This is a genomic window from Pseudomonas sp. GD03842, assembly GCF_029841165.1.
In the GTDB taxonomy this organism is placed as follows: domain Bacteria; phylum Pseudomonadota; class Gammaproteobacteria; order Pseudomonadales; family Pseudomonadaceae; genus Aquipseudomonas.
Genome location: NZ_JAOCEA010000012.1, coordinates 37,507 through 58,723 on the forward strand (window position 1 = coordinate 37,507; position 21,217 = coordinate 58,723).

21 protein-coding genes are annotated in these 21,217 nt (G+C 61.4%); 7 read left to right on the forward strand and 14 right to left on the reverse strand.

Translation table 11 applies throughout. The features are described from left to right. Positions 1 to 52: 52 nt before the first annotated feature. The 8 genes from N5D61_RS17465 to N5D61_RS17500 form a co-directional block, all read right to left on the reverse strand. Positions 53 to 643 (reverse strand): nucleotidyltransferase family protein, encoded by a 591-nt coding sequence (locus N5D61_RS17465; RefSeq protein ID WP_108237143.1) that lies wholly within the window; start codon positions 641 to 643, stop codon positions 53 to 55. 123 nt (positions 644 to 766) lie between these two features. After that, positions 767 to 1,786 (reverse strand): UDP-N-acetylmuramate dehydrogenase, encoded by a 1,020-nt coding sequence (gene murB, locus N5D61_RS17470; protein WP_279893671.1) that lies wholly within the window; start codon positions 1,784 to 1,786, stop codon positions 767 to 769. A 46-nt stretch (positions 1,787 to 1,832) separates the two neighbouring features. Further along, the gene (gene kdsB, locus N5D61_RS17475) at positions 1,833 to 2,597 is read right to left on the reverse strand and encodes a 3-deoxy-manno-octulosonate cytidylyltransferase (protein WP_279893672.1); all 765 of its coding nucleotides are present in this window, start codon (positions 2,595 to 2,597) and stop codon (positions 1,833 to 1,835) included. Beyond that, positions 2,594 to 2,779: a Trm112 family protein gene (locus tag N5D61_RS17480; RefSeq protein ID WP_108237146.1), complete on the reverse strand. Its 186-nt coding sequence runs from the start codon at positions 2,777 to 2,779 to the stop codon at positions 2,594 to 2,596. The genes kdsB and N5D61_RS17480 overlap by 4 nt, the downstream gene beginning before the upstream one ends. A 17-nt stretch (positions 2,780 to 2,796) precedes the next feature. Next, on the reverse strand, positions 2,797 to 3,792 hold the full coding sequence (gene lpxK, locus N5D61_RS17485) for a tetraacyldisaccharide 4'-kinase (RefSeq protein ID WP_279893673.1): 996 nt from the start codon (positions 3,790 to 3,792) through the stop codon (positions 2,797 to 2,799). Beyond that, positions 3,792 to 4,223: a biopolymer transporter ExbD gene (locus tag N5D61_RS17490; RefSeq protein WP_279893674.1), complete on the reverse strand. Its 432-nt coding sequence runs from the start codon at positions 4,221 to 4,223 to the stop codon at positions 3,792 to 3,794. The genes lpxK and N5D61_RS17490 overlap by 1 nt, the downstream gene beginning before the upstream one ends. Beyond that, positions 4,220 to 4,894 carry a MotA/TolQ/ExbB proton channel family protein gene (locus tag N5D61_RS17495; protein ID WP_108237149.1) on the reverse strand — a complete coding sequence of 225 codons (675 nt, stop codon included), beginning with the start codon at positions 4,892 to 4,894 and terminating at the stop codon, positions 4,220 to 4,222. Before N5D61_RS17495 ends, N5D61_RS17490 begins: the two co-directional genes overlap by 4 nt. Positions 4,895 to 4,978: 84 nt before the next feature. Next, on the reverse strand, positions 4,979 to 7,195 hold the full coding sequence (locus N5D61_RS17500) for a DNA internalization-related competence protein ComEC/Rec2 (RefSeq protein WP_279893675.1): 2,217 nt from the start codon (positions 7,193 to 7,195) through the stop codon (positions 4,979 to 4,981). Positions 7,196 to 7,350: 155 nt separating this feature from the next. Between N5D61_RS17500 and N5D61_RS17505 the strand changes: the two genes are divergently transcribed. Next, positions 7,351 to 7,866: a DUF2062 domain-containing protein gene (locus N5D61_RS17505; protein ID WP_108237151.1), complete on the forward strand. Its 516-nt coding sequence runs from the start codon at positions 7,351 to 7,353 to the stop codon at positions 7,864 to 7,866. Between the two features lie 130 nt (positions 7,867 to 7,996). On the opposite strand, the gene N5D61_RS17510 is transcribed toward N5D61_RS17505, so the two are convergent. The 3 genes from N5D61_RS17510 to N5D61_RS17520 all read right to left on the reverse strand — a co-directional run bounded on the left by N5D61_RS17510 (position 7,997) and on the right by N5D61_RS17520 (position 10,517). Continuing rightward, positions 7,997 to 8,776 carry an ABC transporter permease gene (locus N5D61_RS17510; RefSeq protein WP_279893676.1) on the reverse strand — a complete coding sequence of 260 codons (780 nt, stop codon included), beginning with the start codon at positions 8,774 to 8,776 and terminating at the stop codon, positions 7,997 to 7,999. After that, the gene (locus N5D61_RS17515; protein ID WP_108237153.1) at positions 8,773 to 9,705 is read right to left on the reverse strand and encodes an ABC transporter ATP-binding protein; all 933 of its coding nucleotides are present in this window, start codon (positions 9,703 to 9,705) and stop codon (positions 8,773 to 8,775) included. Before N5D61_RS17515 ends, N5D61_RS17510 begins: the two co-directional genes overlap by 4 nt. A gap of 188 nt (positions 9,706 to 9,893) precedes the next feature. Further along, on the reverse strand, positions 9,894 to 10,517 hold the full coding sequence (locus N5D61_RS17520; protein WP_108237154.1) for a glutathione S-transferase: 624 nt from the start codon (positions 10,515 to 10,517) through the stop codon (positions 9,894 to 9,896). Between the two features lie 293 nt (positions 10,518 to 10,810). Here N5D61_RS17520 and N5D61_RS17525 point away from each other — a divergent pair, with 293 nt between their 5' ends. The 3 genes from N5D61_RS17525 (at position 10,811) to N5D61_RS17535 (ending at position 14,293) form a co-directional block, all read left to right on the forward strand. Next, a complete protein-coding gene (locus tag N5D61_RS17525; RefSeq protein WP_279893677.1) occupies positions 10,811 to 13,255 on the forward strand; it encodes an acyl-CoA dehydrogenase in 2,445 nt (814 codons plus the stop codon). Positions 13,256 to 13,470: 215 nt separating this feature from the next. After that, a complete protein-coding gene (locus N5D61_RS17530) occupies positions 13,471 to 13,674 on the forward strand; it encodes a hypothetical protein (RefSeq protein ID WP_108237156.1) in 204 nt (67 codons plus the stop codon). Positions 13,675 to 13,882: 208 nt separating this feature from the next. Further along, positions 13,883 to 14,293, forward strand: coding sequence for a PA2817 family protein (locus N5D61_RS17535; protein ID WP_108237157.1), 411 nt, complete (start codon positions 13,883 to 13,885; stop codon positions 14,291 to 14,293). A gap of 148 nt (positions 14,294 to 14,441) precedes the next feature. Here N5D61_RS17535 and N5D61_RS17540 read toward each other — a convergent pair whose 3' ends face one another. Next, positions 14,442 to 15,464, reverse strand: coding sequence for an ABC transporter substrate-binding protein (locus tag N5D61_RS17540; RefSeq protein ID WP_279893678.1), 1,023 nt, complete (start codon positions 15,462 to 15,464; stop codon positions 14,442 to 14,444). Positions 15,465 to 15,766: 302 nt separating this feature from the next. On the opposite strand from N5D61_RS17540, the gene N5D61_RS17545 reads away from it, so the two are divergent. Beyond that, positions 15,767 to 16,855 (forward strand): LLM class flavin-dependent oxidoreductase, encoded by a 1,089-nt coding sequence (locus N5D61_RS17545; RefSeq protein ID WP_279893679.1) that lies wholly within the window; start codon positions 15,767 to 15,769, stop codon positions 16,853 to 16,855. Between the two features lie 85 nt (positions 16,856 to 16,940). Here the strand turns inward: N5D61_RS17545 and N5D61_RS17550 are convergent, their stop codons facing one another. Both N5D61_RS17550 and N5D61_RS17555 read right to left on the reverse strand, forming a co-directional pair. After that, on the reverse strand, positions 16,941 to 17,741 hold the full coding sequence (locus N5D61_RS17550; RefSeq protein ID WP_279893680.1) for a class II aldolase/adducin family protein: 801 nt from the start codon (positions 17,739 to 17,741) through the stop codon (positions 16,941 to 16,943). A gap of 121 nt (positions 17,742 to 17,862) precedes the next feature. Next, a complete protein-coding gene (locus N5D61_RS17555) occupies positions 17,863 to 18,768 on the reverse strand; it encodes a LysR family transcriptional regulator (protein ID WP_108237161.1) in 906 nt (301 codons plus the stop codon). Positions 18,769 to 18,958: 190 nt separating this feature from the next. Here N5D61_RS17555 and N5D61_RS17560 point away from each other — a divergent pair, with 190 nt between their 5' ends. Beyond that, positions 18,959 to 19,567, forward strand: a complete 609-nt coding sequence (locus N5D61_RS17560; RefSeq protein WP_279893681.1) for a cysteine dioxygenase — start codon at positions 18,959 to 18,961, stop codon at positions 19,565 to 19,567. Further along, positions 19,564 to 21,144: a rhodanese-related sulfurtransferase gene (locus N5D61_RS17565; protein ID WP_279893682.1), complete on the forward strand. Its 1,581-nt coding sequence runs from the start codon at positions 19,564 to 19,566 to the stop codon at positions 21,142 to 21,144. Before N5D61_RS17560 ends, N5D61_RS17565 begins: the two co-directional genes overlap by 4 nt. Positions 21,145 to 21,217 lie beyond the last annotated feature (73 nt).

Here is a 21,217-nt window from a genome sequence, read left to right on the forward strand (position 1 = left end):
GCGCGCCATTTAGGCGCTACAGGTTGCCGCCCTTGTCGGGAACACGACCGGCTTATTTGAAAACCAGTGCGGCGGGTACATCCACGTCCCACAACACGCCTGGGTCATCGACCAACAGCTGGTTGACCTCGACACCCTGGAACAGGCGCCTGGCACCCTTCTCTCCTGCCAGCCCCCTCAGCGCCGGACCGAAACTGCGCCCAAAACCCACCGGATGGCCATACTGCCCCCCATGGACCGGAACGCTGATGAGATCAGCGGTCAACGATTGCGCCACGCACTCCAGGGTCTCCACTTGAATGAATGGCATGTCGCCCAAGACGATCAACCAGCCACGGTGATCGGGCTCGGCTGCCACCGCCGCTGCGATACTGTCGCCCATTCCGGGCGAATCCAGCACCACCACCTCGCAGCCGTGGCGCAAGCCCAGCTCTGCCACGCTGGTGTACTCGGGACGCGTCAGCAGGACGGTCTTATCGACGACCGTTCGCAGATTTTCCAGCACATGTTCGAGTACGGCACGCTCGACACCGTCGCGGCCCATGCATTGGGCGAGCAGCTTATTGCGATGGGCGCCGGCAACCTGCCGGAAACGTGCCCCCTGCCCCGCGGCAAGGACGATGGCGCACAGGGTTTCACGCATGGGTTATCTCTGATCGGAGGTTTTCAATCGAAAATGCAAACGTCAGGCCAAATGGGGCGTGCCATGCGTTGCCTGATGCCCCGAAAGACGCTCGGGCAACGGAATGGCGATCGCAAGCGTCCTTCAATAGAGGTTCGGTTCCATCTCCAGCGTAACCCCAAAGCGGGCGTGAACATCGGTCTGGATGCGCTCTGCCAGATTCAGCAGATCGCGTCCGGTCGCACGGCCGTAATTCACCAGCACCAGTGACTGAAGCGCGTGAACCCCGGCATCGCCGTCCCGATACCCCCTCCAGCCTGCCTGCTCGATCAACCAACCCGCGGCGAGCTTCACTTGGCCGTCGGCCTGTGGATAAGCCACCAGCCCAGGGTGAGCTTCGCCAATTCGCGCAGCCAACTCGGCAGACACCAGGGGGTTCTTGAAAAAACTGCCTGCATTGCCCAGCACGGCCGGGTCAGGCAATTTTTCGCTGCGTATCGCGCAAATCGCTCGACTCACGTGCATCGGCGTTGGCTCCGTGACACCTTGCTCCTGCAGGCGCTGACGCACCGGGCCGTAATCCAGGTTCAACCTGGCCGGATAGCTCAAGCGAAAACGCACCCGCAGCACCAGCCAGCGGCCCGGCTGATGTTTGAACAGGCTGTCGCGGTAACCGAATGCACACGCAGCGAGATCGAACTCGCGCTGTTCGCCGGTCTCGCGGTCCAGCGCTGTCAGGCTGTGGAAAACATCCTTCAGCTCCACGCCATAGGCGCCAATGTTCTGCATTGGAGCAGCCCCGACGGTGCCCGGGATGAGGCTCAGGTTTTCCAGCCCTGACAACCCCCTGGCAAGCATGTCCTGAACGAAAGGATGCCAAGGCTCGCCGGCCTCCGCTTCGACAATGGCCATGTCGCAATCCTCGCGAACGATCCGGACCCCACGACTGGCCATGCGCAGCACGAGGGCGTCGACGTTCCGGGTCAACAACAGGTTGCTGCCGCCGCCGATCACCAGCACCTCAAGACGATGTTCGGCGGCATAGGCCAGCGCTTCATGGACATCGGCATCCGAATGGGCCTCGGCGAACAGCCGCGCCCTGACATCGACGCCAAACGTGTTAAAGGGCTTGAGCGAAATGTCAGCGTGGATATCCAGGCTCATGAGCAGGCCTGCGCTGTGATTACCTGAGCACGACGATCACGCACGATCAGGCCTCCAGCAAGCGTCGAACGCGCTCGAGGTCTTCTGCTGTGTCGACGCCAGCAGGGGGCGCCTCCACTGCATCGGCCACGTGAATGCGCATGCCGTGCCAAAGCGCCCGCAGTTGTTCGAGGCTTTCGGTATTTTCCAGCCAGCACGGCCCCCAGCTGACGAAATCGTGCAGGAACCCGGCGCGGTAAGCGTAAATGCCAATGTGACGGCGATAGGGCACGCCCTCGGGCAATTCGTCGCGACTTCGGGCCAGGGCATCGCGAGCCCATGGCAGCGGCGCCCGGCTGAAGGTCAGGGCCAGGCCATTGATGTCGGCAATGACTTTGACCACGTTCGGGTTGAACAGGGCCGTGACATCCTCGATCGGTTCGGCCAGCGTCGACATGCGGGCTTCGGGATGGGCGGCGAGGTTCTCGGCGACCTGGTCGATCACCGCCGGTGGAATCATCGGCTCGTCGCCCTGCACGTTCACCACAATGGCATCGTTGGCAAGGCCCAGTTGCGCGGCCACCTCCGCCAGCCGGTCGGTCCCGGAGTTGTGGTCGTCACGCGTCATCAGCACTTCGGCTCCGAACCCTTCACAGGCCTCGACGATCCGCGGGTCATCGGTGGCCACGACCACGCGCTGCGCACTGCTTTTGCGCGCCTGTTCCCAGACGTGCTGGATCATCGGCTTGCCCGCGATGGTTTTCAACGGTTTGCCGGGGAAACGACTGGAGCCATAACGCGCCGGAATGACAACGGTGAATCCAGCCGTCATTTGTCCAACCGCTCTTCGGTGGTCAGGGTGCGCGCTTCGCTTTCCAGCATGACCGGAATGCCATCACGGATCGGATAAGCCAGGCCTGCGCCCTTGCTGATCAGCTCGGTCTTATCGGCGCTGAGCTTGAGCGGGCCTTTGCAGACCGGGCAGGCAAGGATGTCGAGCAATTTGGTGTCCATAAAAAATCCTGAGCGAGTCATGGCAGAAGCCGGGTTAACTGCGTATCGAACCAATCGACGAAGGCCGGAGAAGGTACCGCTTCCACGGCCAGGTACCACCAGTCCGGCGCTGCAAAAGGGGTGCACTTCACAGCGTCTTTCTCGGTCATGACCAGCGGCAGGGAGGGCGTGAACGCCAGGGCATCTGCGGTGAACTGGGCATGGTCGGGGAAGGCATGTGGGACCGGCCGCCAGTTTAGTCCTTCGAGCGTATTGAAGAAACGGTGCGGATTACCGATGCCCGCCACGGCATGCACGGCCTGACCGGCTGGAAAATGATCCAGCCCCGCGCGCGCTCCCGTCACCAGATTGACCAGCGCAGAGGGCTGCAGATGAAACGCGAAACCGTCGTCGCAGTCACTGCGTGCGCCGTTGTACAAAAGCGCATCGACGCTGTTCAGCCGCTCGACCGGTTCGCGCAGCGGACCGGCGGGCAGGCAACGGCGATTGCCCAGCCCTCGCGCGGCATCGATCAGCACCAGCTCCAGATCGCGAGCGAGCCGATAATGCTGCAAGCCGTCGTCGGAGAGAATGAGGTCCAGTGGTTCTGCCGCGAGCAACGCCCGTACGGCGCGAGCACGATCAGGGTCGATCATCAGCGGCACCTGGGTGCGCTTGACGATCAGCAGCGGCTCGTCTCCGGACTGTTCGGCCGGCTGATCGGCATGGACGCGCCACGGCAGGCTGGGAGGTTTGGCCCCATAACCGCGACTGACCACGCCAACGCGCAGGCCCTGCTGGCGGCAGTGTTCGATCATCCAGAGAATCAGCGGGGTCTTCCCCGTGCCACCCACGGTAATGTTACCCACGACGATCACGGGCACCGTCGGCCGGTACACCTCGCTTGCACCGGCGACGAAGCGTGCCCGCTTGCGGTTGACCACGCGTCGATAGAGGGCTTCCAGCGGCCGCAACAGGACCAGCGCCGGATGGCCGTTGTACCAGGCATCGAGCAAGCGATCGGTGAGTGCCATCAGTTAGCCGAAGCCGCCTCGACAGTGGTCATGCGCAGGTGGGCGAAACCCAGCTTGCCCGCCGCATCCATGGCCGTGATCACCGCTTGATGCGGCGTCTTTCCATCCGCACTGATGGACAACGGCAGGCTGGTGTCGCCGCCCGACTCTTTCTGCAGGGCGTCGATCAGGGTCTCGAGTTTGCTGTCGGCCAACAGGGTGTTGTTCACCGAATAGACGCCATCGGCGTTGATCGTGATGTCCACGTGCTTTTTATCGACATCGTCGGCAGACGCCCCGGTCACCGCCTGGGGAAGGTCCACACGCAGTTGGGTTTCGCGGGTAAACGTGGTGGTGACCACGAAGAACAGCAGCAGGATGAACACCACGTCGATCAGCGACACCAGATTGATGTCGATGGTCTCGCGGGGCTTGCGACGGCGGAATTTCACTTCTTGCGACCCTCGCCGCGGGCAGCGGCCTTGAGGTCCGGTTTGGCGTCGGTCAAGTCGACGTCACGGTCACCCTGCACCACTTCCACCAGCTTGATGGCTTCCTGCTCCATGCCGACCACCAGTTCATCGACCCGGCTTTGCAGATAGCGGTGGAAGAAAATAGTCGGGATTGCCACGGTCAGGCCCGAGGCGGTGCAGATCAGCGCCTTGGAGATCCCCCCGGCGAGCATCCCGGCGTTGCCGGTCATGCCGGTGGCGGTGAACGAGCCAAAGATGTCGATCATGCCCAAGACGGTACCCAGCAGCCCTAGCAGGGGTGCCATGGCAGCGATGGTGCCGAGGGTCGCCAGGTAGCGCTCCAGATCATGAATCACCCGAGCGGCCGCTTCTTCGATGCACTCTTTCATGATTTCGCGACCGTGTCGGGAATTGGCAAGACCGGCGGCGAGGATCTCACCCAAGGGCGAATCGGCACGCAGCTCCTTGAGTTTTTCGCTGCTCAGTTGCTTGTCCTGAATCCAGCGCCATACCTGACCCAGCAGATGCGGTGGCGTAATGCGGCTGGCGCGCAGGGTCCACAGACGTTCGATGATGATCCCGACGGCGGCGATGGAACTCAAAATGATCGGCAGCATCATCCAGCCACCCGATTTGACCAGCTCCCACACAGCAACCACCCCCTGAAAAAAAGTGGCGCCACTCTACCATAGGGTTGACGCCTCGCCGAACCCGCCGATCACCGAACGCACACTTCAATCTCGCCAGAATCGCCGTACCTCCCGCTCCGCCTTCGCCTTGCCGAAGGCGCCTAATTGAAGGGTAATCGCACCGCGTTCGGCGCTGTCATGGGTCTCGATACCCAACCAGCGATAGCGGGACATGACCAGCGGATGGGGATGCCCGAAGGCGTTGTTTCGGCCCCGGGAAATCAGCACGCCTTCGGGCGACACCGCTTGCAGGAAACGTTTTGACGAAGAGGTCCGGCTGCCGTGGTGGGGCGCCTGCAGCCATCGGGCGCGCACGTCGACACCCTCCTCCAGCAGCGCCTGCTCGGCCTGGGCGTCAATGTCCCCAGTCAGCAATAACCGCTCGCCTGCGGCGTCCACCCGTAACACACAGGACCCTTGGTTGCCCTCCGCTGCCTGGTCCCACAGCCATGTCGAAAACGTCACCCCGTTCCAGGTCCAGGTTTCACCTTTGTTGCAACGTTGAACGGACAAGCCGGGTGGCATGCGTTCGATGTCCCCACCCAGGGTGCGTACCACGGGCAAGGCGCGCTTTACGGCCTGGGCGCCGCCCGCGTGGTCGGCGTCGGCGTGGCTGAGCAGCATCACGTCCAGCGTCCCGATCCCTGCGCGGCGAAGCGCCGGCAACACCACGCGTTCGCCGATATCGAACTCACCAAACCGTGGGCCGGCGTCGTACAGCAAGGCGTGGTCGCGGGTACGCAGTAAAATCGCCAGCCCTTGCCCGACGTCCAGTTGCTGAACGCGGACCTCGCCGGGCGGCACCACCTCCCGCGGCGCGAACACGCAGAGCAGGAGCATGGGCCAACCAAGCGGACGCAAGGGGACGCCAGCAGGCAACAACAGGAGCACGGCGCCCAACAGGCTCAGGGGCCAGACCCAGACCGGGACCGCTGGCCCCGTCCAGGCGGGCAAGGCCTGCGCCATGTAGGAAAGAAAGCGGAAAAGCCCCTCCATCGAACCACCCGCCAGCCAGAGCAATGTCTCGCCAAGGGGCGGTATGGCGAGAAAAAAGGTGCCGAACAGCGCCATGGGCAAGATGAAAAGGCTGACCCAAGGCACCGCGATCAGGTTGACCAGCGGACCACTCAAGCTGACGGGCAGATTGAGGGCTAGCAGCACCGGCAACAGGCCGACGGCGATGAGCCACTGCGATCGCGACCAACTGTGCAACCCATGCCAGGGACCGAGTCGCCCGGCAAAAATCAGAATCAGGATGCCAACCGCGGTGAATGACAACCAGAACCCGGGACGCAGGCTGATCAAAGGATCCGCGAGCAAGAGCAGATTCAGCGCGATCAGCAACGGCCAGGTCACGCCCAGATGGCGAAAACGCAGGCGCCATATCAGCACCAACCCCAGCATGACGCAGGCGCGTTGCACCGGCACACCGAACCCGGCCAGAAAGCCATAGGCCAATGCGCCAGCGAAGGCCAGCCCACAGGCTGATGGCAGCCACGGGATGACGCGGGGCCACAGGCCCAAGCGGGCGAGCCCGGCGACCAGGCCATATAGCAGCCCTGCGAGCAAGCCGATGTGCGTGCCGGAAATCACCAACAGGTGCACGGTGCCGGTGTCTTGCAACACCTGCCAGTCCTTCGCGCTCAAACCCGAGTCATCCCCGAGCACAAGCGCGGCCAGGCCGCCCTCATGCCCTTGCGCGTCGACGGCGAGCAGGCGTTGCCTTATCGCATCGCGCCACACTGTGCCGGTGGCCGCGAGCAACGTGCCGTCGACCACCGTACCGGTGGCACCGATCCGCTGGGCAAGCAGCCAGGCTTCGTAATCGAACGCATCAGGGTTGGCCACGCCACCCGGGCGCTTGAGTTTGACCGCCAGCCGCCAGCGTTCGCCACTGTTCACGGGCGGCCCGTCATACCATGCGACCCGAATGCGTTCGGGCAAGGGGGTGCGCCGCGACACGAGGTTGTCGAGCTGAAAGCGCGTGGCCCCTTCCGCAACACTGGGCAAACCGACCACGGTGCCCTCCAGCCAGAGGGTCTGGCCATCGAAGCGCTCGGGCAGCCGATCCTCAAGCGCGCCTTTCGCTGACACCGTTGCCCAGGTCAACCCGAACAGAAAAAACGCCAGCGGATAGGTGCGAAATGGCAAGGCCATGAGCCCGACCCACAGCATCGCCACTATCAACCAGACCGGCGGTAGTACTGGCAGAAAACGCAGCACCAGCAACCCCAGTGCAAGCGCCACCATCCCTGTGCGCATAAGGCTTTCCTTCATCGACCGATGACATTCACCTTCATGACTTAGCGCACTGAATCCATCGCGCATTTATTAATTGTCACAATGTCTGAATTTCCATCCGCCATCATCCATGCATACTTTCTCGACCTCCCCGCCCAGCCCCTCGGATTTCCCGTATGCCACGCCAGTTGATCAAGCGGTACATGCCCGATCCGAACAGCATTCGGGAACACAAATCCTTACGCTTTCTCGGCACCTTGCTGCACGACCCGAACCTCTGGCACCTCAATCGACATTCCGTGGCGCGCGCCATGGGGATGGGGCTGTTTGCGGCGCTGATGCCCATGCCGTTGCAGATGCTGCTGGCAGCGTGTCTTGCCGTTTGGGTGCGGGCCAACATGCCTATCGCCGTGAGCCTGTGCTGGCTGACCAACCCGTTGACGATGCCGCCGGTGTTCTATTGCACGTACAAGATCGGCGCGCTGCTGATGGGCTTGCCACCCCGGCACTTCCCGGACGAGATGAGCTGGGACTGGATCAGCGGGCAATTATCGACGTTATGGCAGCCGTTCCTGCTGGGCTCGGTGGTGGCAGGCGTGGTGCTGGGGGTGGTGGGGTACTTCGCAACGATGGCCTACTGGCGCTGGTGGGTCGGACGGCAATGGAAACGGCGCCAGCGCCTTCGTAGTTGAAAGACCACGAATTTGATTGCCGCCGCCAACCCGTAGGAGCGCGCTTGCCCGCGATGACATCCGCATAAACAACACGGAGGGTAACTGACACCACGCAATCGCGGGCAAGCGCGCCTCTACAGGTCAGGTATTACTGCCGCATCCCGCGCCCACTGACCAGCAGCCGCGCGCAACCGAAATACAACACGACGGTCGCCACGACCATGAAGGCCAGCGCAATGCTGATCCGGATGTCCGAAACCCCCAGAATCCCGAAGCGGAAAGCGTTGACCATGTGCAGCACGGGGTTGGCGAGCGAAACGGTTTGCCAGAACGGCGGCAGCAGGTTGATCGAATAGAACACCCCGCCCAGGTAGGTCAGCGGCGTCAGCACGAAGGTGGGGATGATCGAGATGTCATCGAAATTGCGGGCGAACACCGCATTGATGAAGCCCAGCAGCGAAAAGATCGTCGCGGTCAACACGACCACCACCACCGTGACGCCCAGGTGATGCACCTGCAGGTCGGTGAAAAACATGGACAGGATCGTCACGATCACGCCCACGGCCAATCCGCGCAGCACACCCCCGATGGTGTAGCCGATCAGGATGGTATGTGGCGAAACCGGGGACACCATCAGCTCCTCCACCGAACGCTGAAACTTGGCGCCGAAGAAGCTGGACACGACGTTGCCGTAGGCGTTGGTGATCACCGACATCATGATCAGCCCCGGCACAATGTACTGCATGTAAGTGAAGCCACCCATGTCGCCGATCTGCCGACCGATCAGGTTGCCGAAGATCACGAAGTACAACACCATGGTGATCGCCGGGGGCAGCAGCGTCTGCGGCCAGATGCGCATGAACCGGCGGACTTCGCGATAAACGATGGTGTTCATCGCAATCAGGTTGGGGCGCAGTTCCGAACTCATATCGCCACCTTCGACAGGTTTTTTTCCACCAGGCCCACGAACAGTTCCTCCAGGCGGTTGGTCTTGTTGCGCAGGCTCAGCACCTGAATGTTTTGCAGCGCCAATTGGCTGAACAACGCCGTGATGCCGACGGTCTTGTCGACCTGCACTTCGAGCGTGTGGTTATCCACAAGGCGCGCCGGGTAACCGGCCAATTGCGGGGCGGCCGGCAGCGGGTCTTTGAGGTCCAGCAGAAACGTCTCGACGTGCAACGTATTGAGCAGCGTCTTCATGCCGGTGTTTTCGATGATGGTGCCGTGATCGATGATCCCGATGTTTCGGCACAACTGCTCAGCCTCTTCCAGATAATGGGTGGTGAGGATGATGGTGATGCCTTTCTGATTCAGCTCGGTGAGGAACGTCCACATCGAGCGGCGCAGTTCGATGTCCACGCCCGCCGTCGGTTCATCGAGGATCAGCAGACGCGGTTCATGAATCAGCGCACGGGCAATCATCAGGCGCCGCTTCATCCCGCCCGAGAGCGAGCGCGACTGCACGCCGCGCTTGTCCCAGAGCCCCAACTGCGTCAGGTACTGCTCGGCACGCTCCTTGGCGACTTTCGGGGGGATACCGTAGTAGCCCGCCTGGGTCACGACGATGTCGAAGGTCTTCTCGAACTGGTTGAAATTGAATTCCTGCGGCACCACGCCGATCGAGCGTTTGAGCTGCGCCGGTTGGCTGTCCAGATCGTGGCCGAAGATGTTCACGGTGCCCGATGTCTTGTTGACCAGGGTCGAGATGATGCCGATGGTGGTGGACTTGCCCGCGCCGTTGGGGCCGAGCAAAGCGAAGAAATCGCCTTCGGCAACATCCAGGTCGATGCCTTTGAGGGCCTGGAAGCCGTTGCCGTAGGTCTTGGTTAGCTGTCGGATGGACAGGGCTGAACTCATGACGGAAACACACCAATAAAAGGAAAGGAAAATTAAACGAAAGAAACACGCGGGCGTTGCGAGCAACGGAGGCAATCGCCGCCGAAGTATTCAAAGGCAAGCGCGACGCGGACCCCAATGTTGCGTGCCGACGTCGCGCAAGTACAGCGAGATCTATCGATAGTACTTATCGATCTGACGCTTTCGTATCAGGTCAACGCCGTCATGACCGCCTTGCGGAACGCAGGACGCTGCTGCAAACGCTCGTACCAGGCTTTGAGGTGAGGCTGCTCGACACGTTCAATCGGCATTTCGAACCAGGCGTAAATGAAGCTGCCCAGCGGAATGTCACCCATGCCGAATTCAGATCCCGAGAGATAAGGCTGTGCAGCGAGTGCATCCTCGACGATGCGCAACAACCCTTCGATCGTCGCTTTGGCCGCGTTGATCTGGGCCCAGTCCTGCTGCTCCGGCGGAGTGCGCAAAACACCCCAGAATACGGTGCGAAAAGGCGTAGCGAAGGTCGAGGTGGTCCAGTCCATCCATTTGTCCGCCTGTGCCCTGGCCTTCGGATCGCGAGGGAACAGTGCCGAATCTGCAGCGTATTGCGCGGCCAGATAGCGCACGATGGCGTTGGATTCCCACAGCACGAAATCACCGTCTTCAATCATCGGCACCACCCCATTGGGGTTCTTGGCCAGGTACTCGGGCTGGTTATTGAGCCCGAACGCGCCGCCAGCGTTGATCGCCTCGTACGCCAGCCCCAGCTCTTCAGCGATCCACAACGCCTTGCGAACGTTGGACGAGTTCTTGCGGCCCCAGATTTTCAACATGATGAGGTGTTCCCCTGTGCGCGATCGGACGAGTTAGTGGCATATGCCTGCGGCAACTCAGTCTACTCCATCGAACAGCACTGAATGCTGAATTCACCGTTGGCTCTCTCCTGGTCACGCCCGATGGAAAAACCCGGCCCGAGGCGAAGGGGGTATTCGAGCCACACCTTCATGCACATCGGCCACGCTCCGAACTCCCTTTACCATGCAGTGTCACTAACGATGCGCGGGCCAGAGCGGCTGCCCGGGTTGCCGATGGTGCTCGATGGCGCCGTCATCATGGAGGGATGCTTATGCTGTTGTTGTGGATTGTGGGGCTGGTGCTGGGCGTGGCCTGGCTGGCCCACCGGCGGATCGCGCCGTTCCCCGCCTTGGGGGTCGTGGCGGTGTACCTGCTGCTGATGGGGGCTTTCAGCCATGCCCATGGCTGGATGATCATCCCCTGGTTGCTGTGGCTGGCGGTCGCCTTGCCGCTTGCCCTGCCCGACCTTCGTCGCCGCTATTTCAGTGCGCCGATGTTCGCCTGGTTCCAGAAAGTCCTGCCCCCTATGTCGGACACCGAGCGCGATGCCATCGACGCCGGGACCGTCTGGTGGGACGGCGAATTGTTCAGCGGTCGTCCGGACTGGAACACCCTCCTTGCTTATCCGAAAAGCCAACTGACCGAAGAGGAACAGGCCTTTATCGACGGTCCGACCGAAGCGCTCTGCGCGTTGGTCAGCGATTGGCAGATTGGCCAGGACATGGACCTGCCACCCGAAGCCTGGGCGCACATCAAGGAACACGGTTTCTTCGCCCTGATCATCCCCAAGGCCTACGGCGGCAAAGGCTTTTCGGCCTATGCTCACTCGCAGGTCGCGATGAAGCTGGCGACCCGCAGTGGCGACCTCGCCTCGACCGTGATGGTCCCCAACTCCCTCGGCCCGGCCGAATTGCTGCTGCATTACGGCACCGACGAGCAGCGCAATCACTACCTGCCGCGGCTCGCACGAGGCGATGACATTCCCTGTTTTGCCCTCACCGGTCCACTGGCGGGCTCGGATGCCGGGGCGATGCCCGATACTGGCATCGTCTGCAAAGGCCAATGGCAGGGCGAAGAGGTCATCGGCCTGCGCTTGAACTGGGAAAAACGCTACATCACGCTGGGGCCGGTGGCCACGCTGCTCGGTCTGGCGTTCAAGGCCTACGATCCCGAGCATCTGCTGGGTGAGGAAGAAGACCTAGGCATCAGCCTGGCGCTGATCCCCACCGACACCCCGGGCGTGAACATCGGCCGTCGCCACCTGCCTTTGGGTGCAGCGTTCATGAACGGCCCCAACTCGGGCAAGGATGTCTTCATCCCGCTGGACTACCTGATCGGTGGTCAACCAATGCTCGGCAAAGGCTGGATGATGTTGATGAATTGCCTGTCCGTGGGCCGATCGATTTCACTTCCTGCGGTTGGCACCGGGGCGGCGAAATACACCAGCCTGGTGACCGGGCAGTACACCCGGGTTCGCGAGCAGTTCAACGTGCCGCTCGCTGCCTTCGAGGGGATTCAGGAATCGCTGGCACGCATCGGTGGCAATGCCTGGCTGATGGACAGCGCACGCATGCTGACCGCCAACGCTGTGGACCTGGGGGAAAAACCCTCGGTGCTCTCGGCCATTCTCAAGTACCACCTGACCGAGCGCGGCCGCGAATGCATCACCCACGCCATGGACGTGCACGGTGGCAAAGGCATCATCATGGGCCCCAACAACTACCTGGGACGCTCATGGCAGGGCGCGCCGATTTTCATCACGGTCGAAGGCGCGAACATTCTGTCGCGTAACCTGATGATCTTCGGCCAGGGTGCGATTCGCTGCCACCCCTTCGTGCTGAAGGAAATGGCCCTCGCCGGGCGTGAGGATCATGACCGCGCGGTGGCGGAGTTCGACGACTTGCTGCTGCAACACATCGGTTTCGCGGTGCGCAACGCTTCCAGCACGCTGGTGCTCAACCTCGGCTTGGGTCATTTCGAAAGCGTCCCGGGCGACCGTCTGAGTCAAGGGTACTTCCGTGCGCTGAATCGGCAGGCGGCGGCCTTCGCCATGCTGGCGGACCTGAGCATGATGGTGCTGGGCGGCGAGCTCAAACGTCGCGAGCGGCTGTCGGCGCGGTTGGGCGACGTGCTCAGCCATCTGTACCTCGCCTCCGCCGCCCTCAAGCGTTATCACGATTTGAACTGTCCCGAGGCACTGGTGCCGCTGTTTCGCTGGTCAATGGAAGAGGCCCTTGGCCAATCCGAGCGTGCGCTGGATGCACTGTTGAGCAACTTCCCGAATCGCATCGTCGGCGCTCTGCTACGGGTGATAGTGTTTCCACTGGGCCGCCGTCACAAAGGTCCGTCCGATACCTTGGACGCCGAAGTTGCACACATCCTGGGCCGCGCGAAAGGTGATCCCGCCCTGGAGTCGATCCTGGCTGGCTGTTATCGCCCGACCTCCGAGGACGACCCCGTTGGCGCCCTGCAGCGGGCCGTCGATCTGCTGAACGAAGCCAACCCCTTGCACGAAAAACTGCACCGAGCAGTCAAAGGCGGCCAGTTCAAGGCCGCTGGCGGCGAGCCGCTGGTCGACGCCGCATTGCGTGCCGGTGTGTTGCAAGCCTCCGAGGCGCAGAAACTGCACGCAGCGCAAGCCGCGCGACGCAAAGTCATCGATGTGGATGACTTCGATAAAGAGCAGTTGAAACCCTCCGACGGAAAAATCCGGTAACGCTGACCTGGGCAGGTGGGATTTGGCGCCGCGATCGGACGACTGCGTCTGGTCGTCGGTGCAAGCGACGACAGACGGGCTTCGTAACAATCGAGCCCGTCCCACCTCACCCGGTTTTACTTGGATTTTTTTAAATCCACCGCTCTAGCCTGCACATCCTCGAAGATTGGCCTAGACTCCCCGGTAACAACAAGAAAACACCAAGGGGACGCACCATGATCGATCAACGCCTGACCCACCGCTGCCTGCTTGCCGAAATTGCCTCTGGAGAGGATATCTACAGCGGCAGACCGACCCAAACCCTGCAAACCTTGCTGCTCATCGGCTTCGTCACCCGCCAGCCGAACCCCAATCATCCGTATGCGAACCTCGCTTTGACCGAAGCCGGGCATCGCTACCTGGCCGGCCTCTGGCACTGAGACGGCCGGGGCTGTTCACGGCGGCCCGGCAATCTTGCCGGGCGCGCGGAGGAAAGCTGCTTTCATTCTCGCTCGCTTACCCTGCCGCCGCATGTCACAACCCGTCGCAACGAGTGGCGAGGGATTGCCACCAGTCCTCATTGGGGTATCGGTCACCCGTGCAGGGATCTATACTCCCGCGCCTGTTTTTGTCTTTGAGGACTTCATCATGGCCGACGCCAATCTCGACCGCACTCTCAACCTGCTGACGCACCTGCGCAGCATTCTGGTCGCGCTCGGTGAAGCCGAACAGGTGCCCGAAGAAAGCCATGCGCTGTTCATCGAACGGTATGACGAATTGCTCGCCTTGCTGCCGGTCGAACCCATCGAAAGCCAGTACCTGGGCCAGGACCTGCTGTGTCAGGTCATCCAGAGGTACCCGCAAATCGCCCACTTGGTGCCGCGCGACCTGTTGTGGTACTTCGGCGGCGACTGCCTGCATTACATGCCCGACGAGGAAATCGACCTGTACACGGCATTGGAAGAGCGCCGTTACGAAGCCGAGCAGAACGAGGAGCCGTTCGATTGGGATCAGGAAAAGCAATTGCTGGCGATGGATCAGGAAGCGTCTCGCCACTGAGCGGACGGCTGATCGGTACAGCTCTCATGGGGTAGGCGAGTTGCCCATGAGAGCTACTGTCATTCCGGTGTCTGTCACAGACACTACTGTGCAACCGGCGCGATGTTCGCCGTTCTCGAGCGATTCGGTTACTGGCTGCCAACCCCGTTCACCGCAACAACACCCCGTGAGCGCTCGGAAATACCTCACGGTCCACCAGTGCGGACACCTGCACCGGCCGCGGGAATATCTTCTTCGCCACGAAAAGGTCGTCGACCCCCTGCAATGCGGCGATATCGGACGGCTCGACGGGCTGCAAGGACTCCACTCCCCAACTCTGTAGCCGCTGCGACACCGGCAGCGGAACGTTGTTGGCACTGGAGAACACCTGCGCGTAACGCTCCGGGTTCGCCCTCGCCCAATCGAACGCCTTGGCCAGGCGTTGCAGCACGTCGTTCAGGGCCTGGCATTTGACCGAGTCAGCCAAAGCCTTGTCCGACGCCGTGATGAACGTCAGCCCGGTGTTGATCCCTTCTCCGCTGAGCAGCAGCCGCGCGCCATTCTCTTCGGCGAAGGCCTGGTAAATACCAAACGTCGCCCAGGCGTCGATCTTGCCGGCATGAAACGCAGAAAGCGCGTCGGTCGGCATCACGAATCCGATGTTGACGTCCGACTCCTTGACACCTGCGTTCTCCAGCGCGCGGATCAGCAGGTACTGAGAAATGCTGCCTCGGGCCGATGAGATCGACACACTTCGGCCTTTCAGATCGGCCACGGTCTTGATGTCCGAGTCGGGTGGCACCAGGATTCCGATGCTGCGCGATTGGCCTCGCCTGACCGCGACAATACGCAACGGTGTGCCACCCGTGGCAGCTGCCAGGACAGGCGTATCACCCGCTGGAGCAAGGTCGACGGCACCGGCGCGCAGTGCCTCGAACAACGGCGCAGCGCCCTGAAAGTTCGCCCACTCCACCTGATAAGGGATGCCATCCAACGCCTTCGACGCCTCGACCACCGTCCGCAGGCCTTTGGCCTGATCGCCGAGGATCAACCTGACCTTCGACCAATCCACCGCGTCGACGACGGCTGCTCGATGGTGGTCCTCATCGCCACACCCACTGGCCAGCAGCGCTACACATGACAGCAACAGCGTAACACCCTTGCGCCCAACCCCACGACTGATAAACCCCATGCAACGACATCCCTGCAAAACGCATTAGAAGTGAAGCAACCTGGCGCATTTCGCATCGAGAGGCGCCACGTGTTGCTCGTTGAGGAGATAGCCTAAGCGCATAAAAACGAGGATAGAAATGACGATTGGCAATAACCTAATATTCTTATTTTTCAGCTCTATGTGAATATGAATGCATATTTTTCATAATTAGCTTAGCGCCAAATCGAATTTCACAGACGTGTAGCAGACCCTTATGTTGCAGAACGGACTTGCGCGACGGTGCGCTCCCGCCCATTCGGCCTACCCCACAAGGAACTGCCATGAGCCTAGAATTCATCGGTTACATTGCCACGCAGCCTTTCTCCGAGATCCACCCTCGCAGCGGAGCCGCTGTCCAACCCGCGTATGTCGAAAAGGTGGCACGGGCCCACGAGGAGGCCGGATTCGACCGGGCCTTGGTGGCCTACCACTCGGACAGTCCGGACAGCGCGTTCATTGCTTCCTACGCCGCCAGCGTCACGACCCGACTGAAGTTTCTGGTCGCTCATCGACCGGGGTTCATCTCCCCCACCGTGGCGGCACGTCAGTTTGCGACGCTAGACGTGTTCAATGGAGGGCGCACCGCAATCCACATCATTACCGGTGGCGACGATCAGGAGCTGAAGGCCGACGGCAGCTTTATCGGTAAGGACGAGCGGTATGCGCGGACCGATGAGTACCTGAGCGTGCTGCGTCAGGAATGGACCGCGGACACGCCTTTCGATCACCACGGCACCTACTACCAATTCGAGGGTGCCCATTCTCGGGTCAAATCCCCCCAACTTCCCCACATCCCCGTGTATTTTGGAGGGGCTTCCCAAGCCGCCATTGAAGTGGCCGGCAAACACGCCGATGTGTACGCCTTGTGGGGCGAAACCTATGAACAAGTCAGGGACATCGTTCAACGGGTGCGGGAAGAAGCGGCGAAACACGGACGCACCGTGCGTTTCAGCCTGTCACTGCGTCCGATTCTCGCCGACACCGAGGAACAGGCCTGGGCGCGAGCCGACAGCATCCTGGAACGTGCTGCGGCGCTGGCGAAGGCGAACGGCACGCCCCGTCGCGAGCCTGCGAACGAAGGGTCCCGGCGTCTGCTTGCAGCAGCAGAGCAAGGCACCCGCCTGGACAAACGCCTGTGGACCGGCATCGCCGGACTGCTCGGGGCGAAAGGCAACTCGACATCGCTGGTCGGCACGGCGGAACAGGTCGCTGACGCGCTGTTGGATTATTACGACCTGGGCATCACCACCTTCCTGATTCGCGGGTTCGATCCGCTGGAAGACGCCATCGATTACGGGAAAAAGCTGATCCCGCTGACCCGAGAACGCGTGGCCCGGCGGGAGCGGGAAAAACACGGAAAAGTCGCCTGACCGGAACAGGATCGAACCCATCGCAGCAGGCCATCGATGGGTTCCGAGCCACGCGACAACGACAAGCGGTGTGCGTGGCTCAGGGTCAATCCTTGTAGTCCGTCCCGTGGCGATCCAACTCGCGAATCAACGCATTCCAATGCCGCTTGACGCCAGGCCCGTTGCCATCGTGGAACACCTTGGCCTGGGCTTCGACTTTCTTGACCACGTCTTGCGGCGGGAAAATCAACTCGGCATTGCCCGCGGCCTGGGCCGCTACTTGGATGTTGCAGGCGTATTCAAGATTGTGCAGTTGCTTGAATGCATGCTCGACACTGATGCCCGCCGTGAGCAGGCCGTGGTTTCTAAGAATCATCACGCTCTTGTCTCCGAGATCCGCCACCAAACGCTCACGCTCGCCAAGGTCCTGCGCGATCCCCTCGTAGCCGTGATAGGCCACTCGCCCGGAGAACGCCAGAGCGTGCTGGGAAATCGGCAACAAGCCTTGCTTCTGCGACGAAACCGCAATGCCATCACGGGTATGCGTATGCAGCACGGCTTTAAGGTCGGGGCGTGCGGCATGGATGGCGCTGTGGATCACATAACCGGCATGGTTGATGCCCAGGCCCGTAGGGTCGTCGACGAGGGTGCCGTCGATGTCGACCTTGACCAGGTTGGAAGCTGTGATCTCGTCGAACAACAGGCCGAAGGCATTGATCAGGAAATGTTCGTCCGGACCAGGCACACGCGCGGAAAAGTGGGTGTAGATGTGATCAGTCCAGCGCTTGAGCGCAGCGAGACGGTAAGCGGCAGCGAGCTTCACCCGCACTTCCCACTCTTCCGGGGTGACCCGGTCCCGCACACTGCTTGCACCAGACGAGACCGGCAAAGGACTGACGTTGCTCATGCATGACTCCCTATTAGTCTGAATAGACATGTCGAGGGAGCCTAAACGCGCTGCTGGCTATTTAAAAATCACATTTTATTCTAAGGTAATTATCAATTTCTTTTATTAACAATCAGGCCATTCACGCCGCCTCGCGCGCCTGCTTCAGGGCCTCTGCCACCAGGCGTCCGAAGAGACTCACCGGGGCTTGAAGATTGCCCAGGAAGCGCGGGTAAATCAGCCACAGGTCAAGCACCGGCTTGAAATCCTTCAGCGGCATCACGGCCAACGTGTCGCGATGCACGCTGCGCTCCAGCAGTGGACGCGGCACCAGGCCCAGGCCCATACCATCGGCCACCAGCCCCAATTGCAGTTCGGTGCCGAAGGTCTCGAGATTGACCTTCAGGCTCAACCCCTGATCGACCAGCGTGCGCTGGAGACCAGCGCGAAAGCCGCAGCCATCCGGGTTAAGCACAAACCCCTGTTCATAACAATCCGCCAGCCGGACGGGCTTTTTCGGTAGACGTTCTCTGGCGCAGACCACCACCAACTCCATTTTGCCAATGGATTCGCCCATGATCGCCTCAGGAAAAATCTTGCCGGCCGGAAACAGCGCAGCCGCGGCATCGAGCTCACCCTTTTCGATCTTCCCGATCAAGTGGCTCCCCCAGCCGGTGACCACCTGCGCGCGCAAATCCGGAAACTCGCCACGCAGGTGTTTCAGCGCGTCCAGCAAAACGACATCGCCAATGGTTTGCGGTACACCGAGACGCAGCAGGCCGCTAGGGGGGGTATCGCTGGCCACCAATTCTCGCAGCGAATCCATTTCCCGCAGGATCGCCAGGCATTTCTGGTAGACCTGCATGCCCATGGCCGTCGGTTTGAGCGGCTTGGTATTACGGTCGAACAACTCGACGCCCAGAGCCTGCTCGAAGTTTTGCACCCGACGGGTGATGGCTGGCTGAGTCAGCTCCAGCGTTTCAGCGGCATGGCTGATCGACTGGCAACGAATCACCGCCACGAAGGCGTCGATGTCATCAATTTTCATTCTATTCGCACATGGAAAAGGAAAGACAAGATAGGTAAAAAGCATAATTCCAATCGGCGGAAGTGGATACCCCGCCGTCCAAGAGGCGCGGAGCAAATGCTTTTTCGTTATAACCTAATCATCAATAAATAGCATATTAATACACATTATTATGCTTATATTGGCTATCCAAACCGATCATGGAGTCGACATGAGCCATCCTCGTCACGCCGAACGTCTGCGCGCTTTCATCGGTGCGCTGGCCGAACTGATCGACAGTCATCCCAGCGAGGGCGATCTGCTGCATCGCGGCGGTAAACTGTTGGGCCAACTGGTGAAACACGACGACTGGCTCCCTGACGAATTCGCAATGCCCGACCCGACGCGCTATCAACAATTTTTGCTGCATGCCGACTCGCGTCAGCGGTTTTCCGTCGTCAGTTTTGTCTGGGGCCCGGGTCAGAGCACGCCCATCCATGATCACCGGGTCTGGGGACTGATTGGCCTGTTGCGCGGTGCTGAATACTCCCAAGGCTTCGCCCGCAACGCCGAAGGTCGCCTTGAAAAGGACGGGGCGCCCGTTCGGCTCGACCCCGGCCATGTCGAGGCGCTCTCCCCTCGCCGCAACGACATTCATCAGGTCAGCAACGCGTTCGACGATCGAGTGTCGATCAGCATTCATGTCTACGGCGCCAACATCGGTGCCGTCAAGCGTGCCGTTTTCCAAGCGGACGGCAGCGAAAAGCTGTTCATTTCCGGCTACTCCAACGCTTATCTCCCCAACATTTGGGACCTGTCCAAAGAGAACCCCGCCCGATGAATTACAGCACCCGTTCGTTTACCGATATCCGCGCCGCGCTGCTGGCCCGTGAAGAGGTCGCCCTGGTCGACGTCCGCGAGGAGGCCCCCTTCGCTGAAGGCCATCCGCTTTTCGCAGCCAACATTCCTCTTTCGAAGCTTGAGTTGGAGGTGTTTTCGCGCATCCCGCGTCGCGATACCGCCATCACGTTGTATGACGATGGTGAGGGGCTGGCACAGATCGCGCTGATTCGACTGAAGGACTTGGGCTACGGCAACGTCAGGTTGCTGGAAGGCGGATTACAGGGCTGGCGCGATGCAGGTGGCGAGTTGTTCATCGACGTCAACGTACCGAGCAAAGCGTTCGGCGAACTGGTCGAGCATCATCGTCACACCCCTTCGCTTGCAGCCGAAGAAGTCAAACAGTTACTTGATGACAAGGCCGACGTCGTGGTGCTCGATGCCCGCCGTTTCGACGAATATCAGACCATGAGCATACCCGGCGGTGTCAGCGTACCTGGCGCGGAACTGGTGCTGCGTGCCCGCGAACTGGCGCCTGACCCGCAGACGCGCATCATCGTCAACTGTGCCGGGCGTACACGCAGCATCATTGGCACCCAGTCATTGGTCAACGCCGGGCTGCCCAATCCCGTCTGCGCATTGCGCAACGGTACCATCGGCTGGTTGCTCGCCGGGCAGGCATTGGATCATGGCCAGTCTCGACGCTTTCCTGCCGTCAGTGACCGCACCCTTGAGCTCGCGAGCGCCGACGCTCGCAACGTGGCAGACAAGGCTGGTGTGAAGCGCGGGAGCCTGGCCGATCTGCAGGCCTGGCAGGCCGATGCCACACGCACCACCTACCTGTTCGACGTGCGGACCCCTGAGGAATACGAGGCGGGTCATCTGCCGGGCGCTCGCTCGACCCCAGGCGGCCAGTTGGTTCAGGAAACCGATCACTACGCCAGCGTGCGCGGCGCCCGGATTGCGTTGCTGGACGACAACGGCGTACGCGCCAATATGTCAGCCTCCTGGCTCGCGCAACTGGGCTGGGAGGTGTATGTGATCGATGGCCTCATGCTTTCCGAATTCAGCGAAACGGGCGCCTGGCATGCACCGATTCCGACGCCTTGGCAGGTAGAGGAAATCAGCCCGCAGACCCTGCGCCAGTGGCAGGAACAGGGTCGGGTGGCCGTGCTCGATTTCACCGCCAGCGCCCAGTACGTCAAACACCACATTCCCGGTGCCTGGTGGACGCTCCGCGCCGACCTCTCCAGCGCCCTGCGCAAGATTCCGGCGGCCGAGCACTACGTGCTGACGTGCGGCAGTGGCAAGCTGGCCCGCCTTGCCGTGCCGGAAGTCGAGGCCCTGACCGGTAAGCCGGTGTTTCTTCTCCAGGGCGGAACCGCCAGTTGGATCGCGGCCGGGTTCGACGTCGAAAGCGGCGAAACTCACCTCGCGTCCCCGCGCATCGACCGCTATCGCCGTCCTTACGAGGGCACCGACGCACCGCGTGAAGCGATGCAGGCTTACCTGGATTGGGAGTTCGGTCTGGTGGAGCAACTGGGCCGCGACGCAACCCATGGATTCAAGGTGATCTGATTCCGGCACTCCTCCGTGGTCGTCCGCCAGCCGGACGGCCACAGGCACCGAGCCCGTTCAACCCATCATGCCG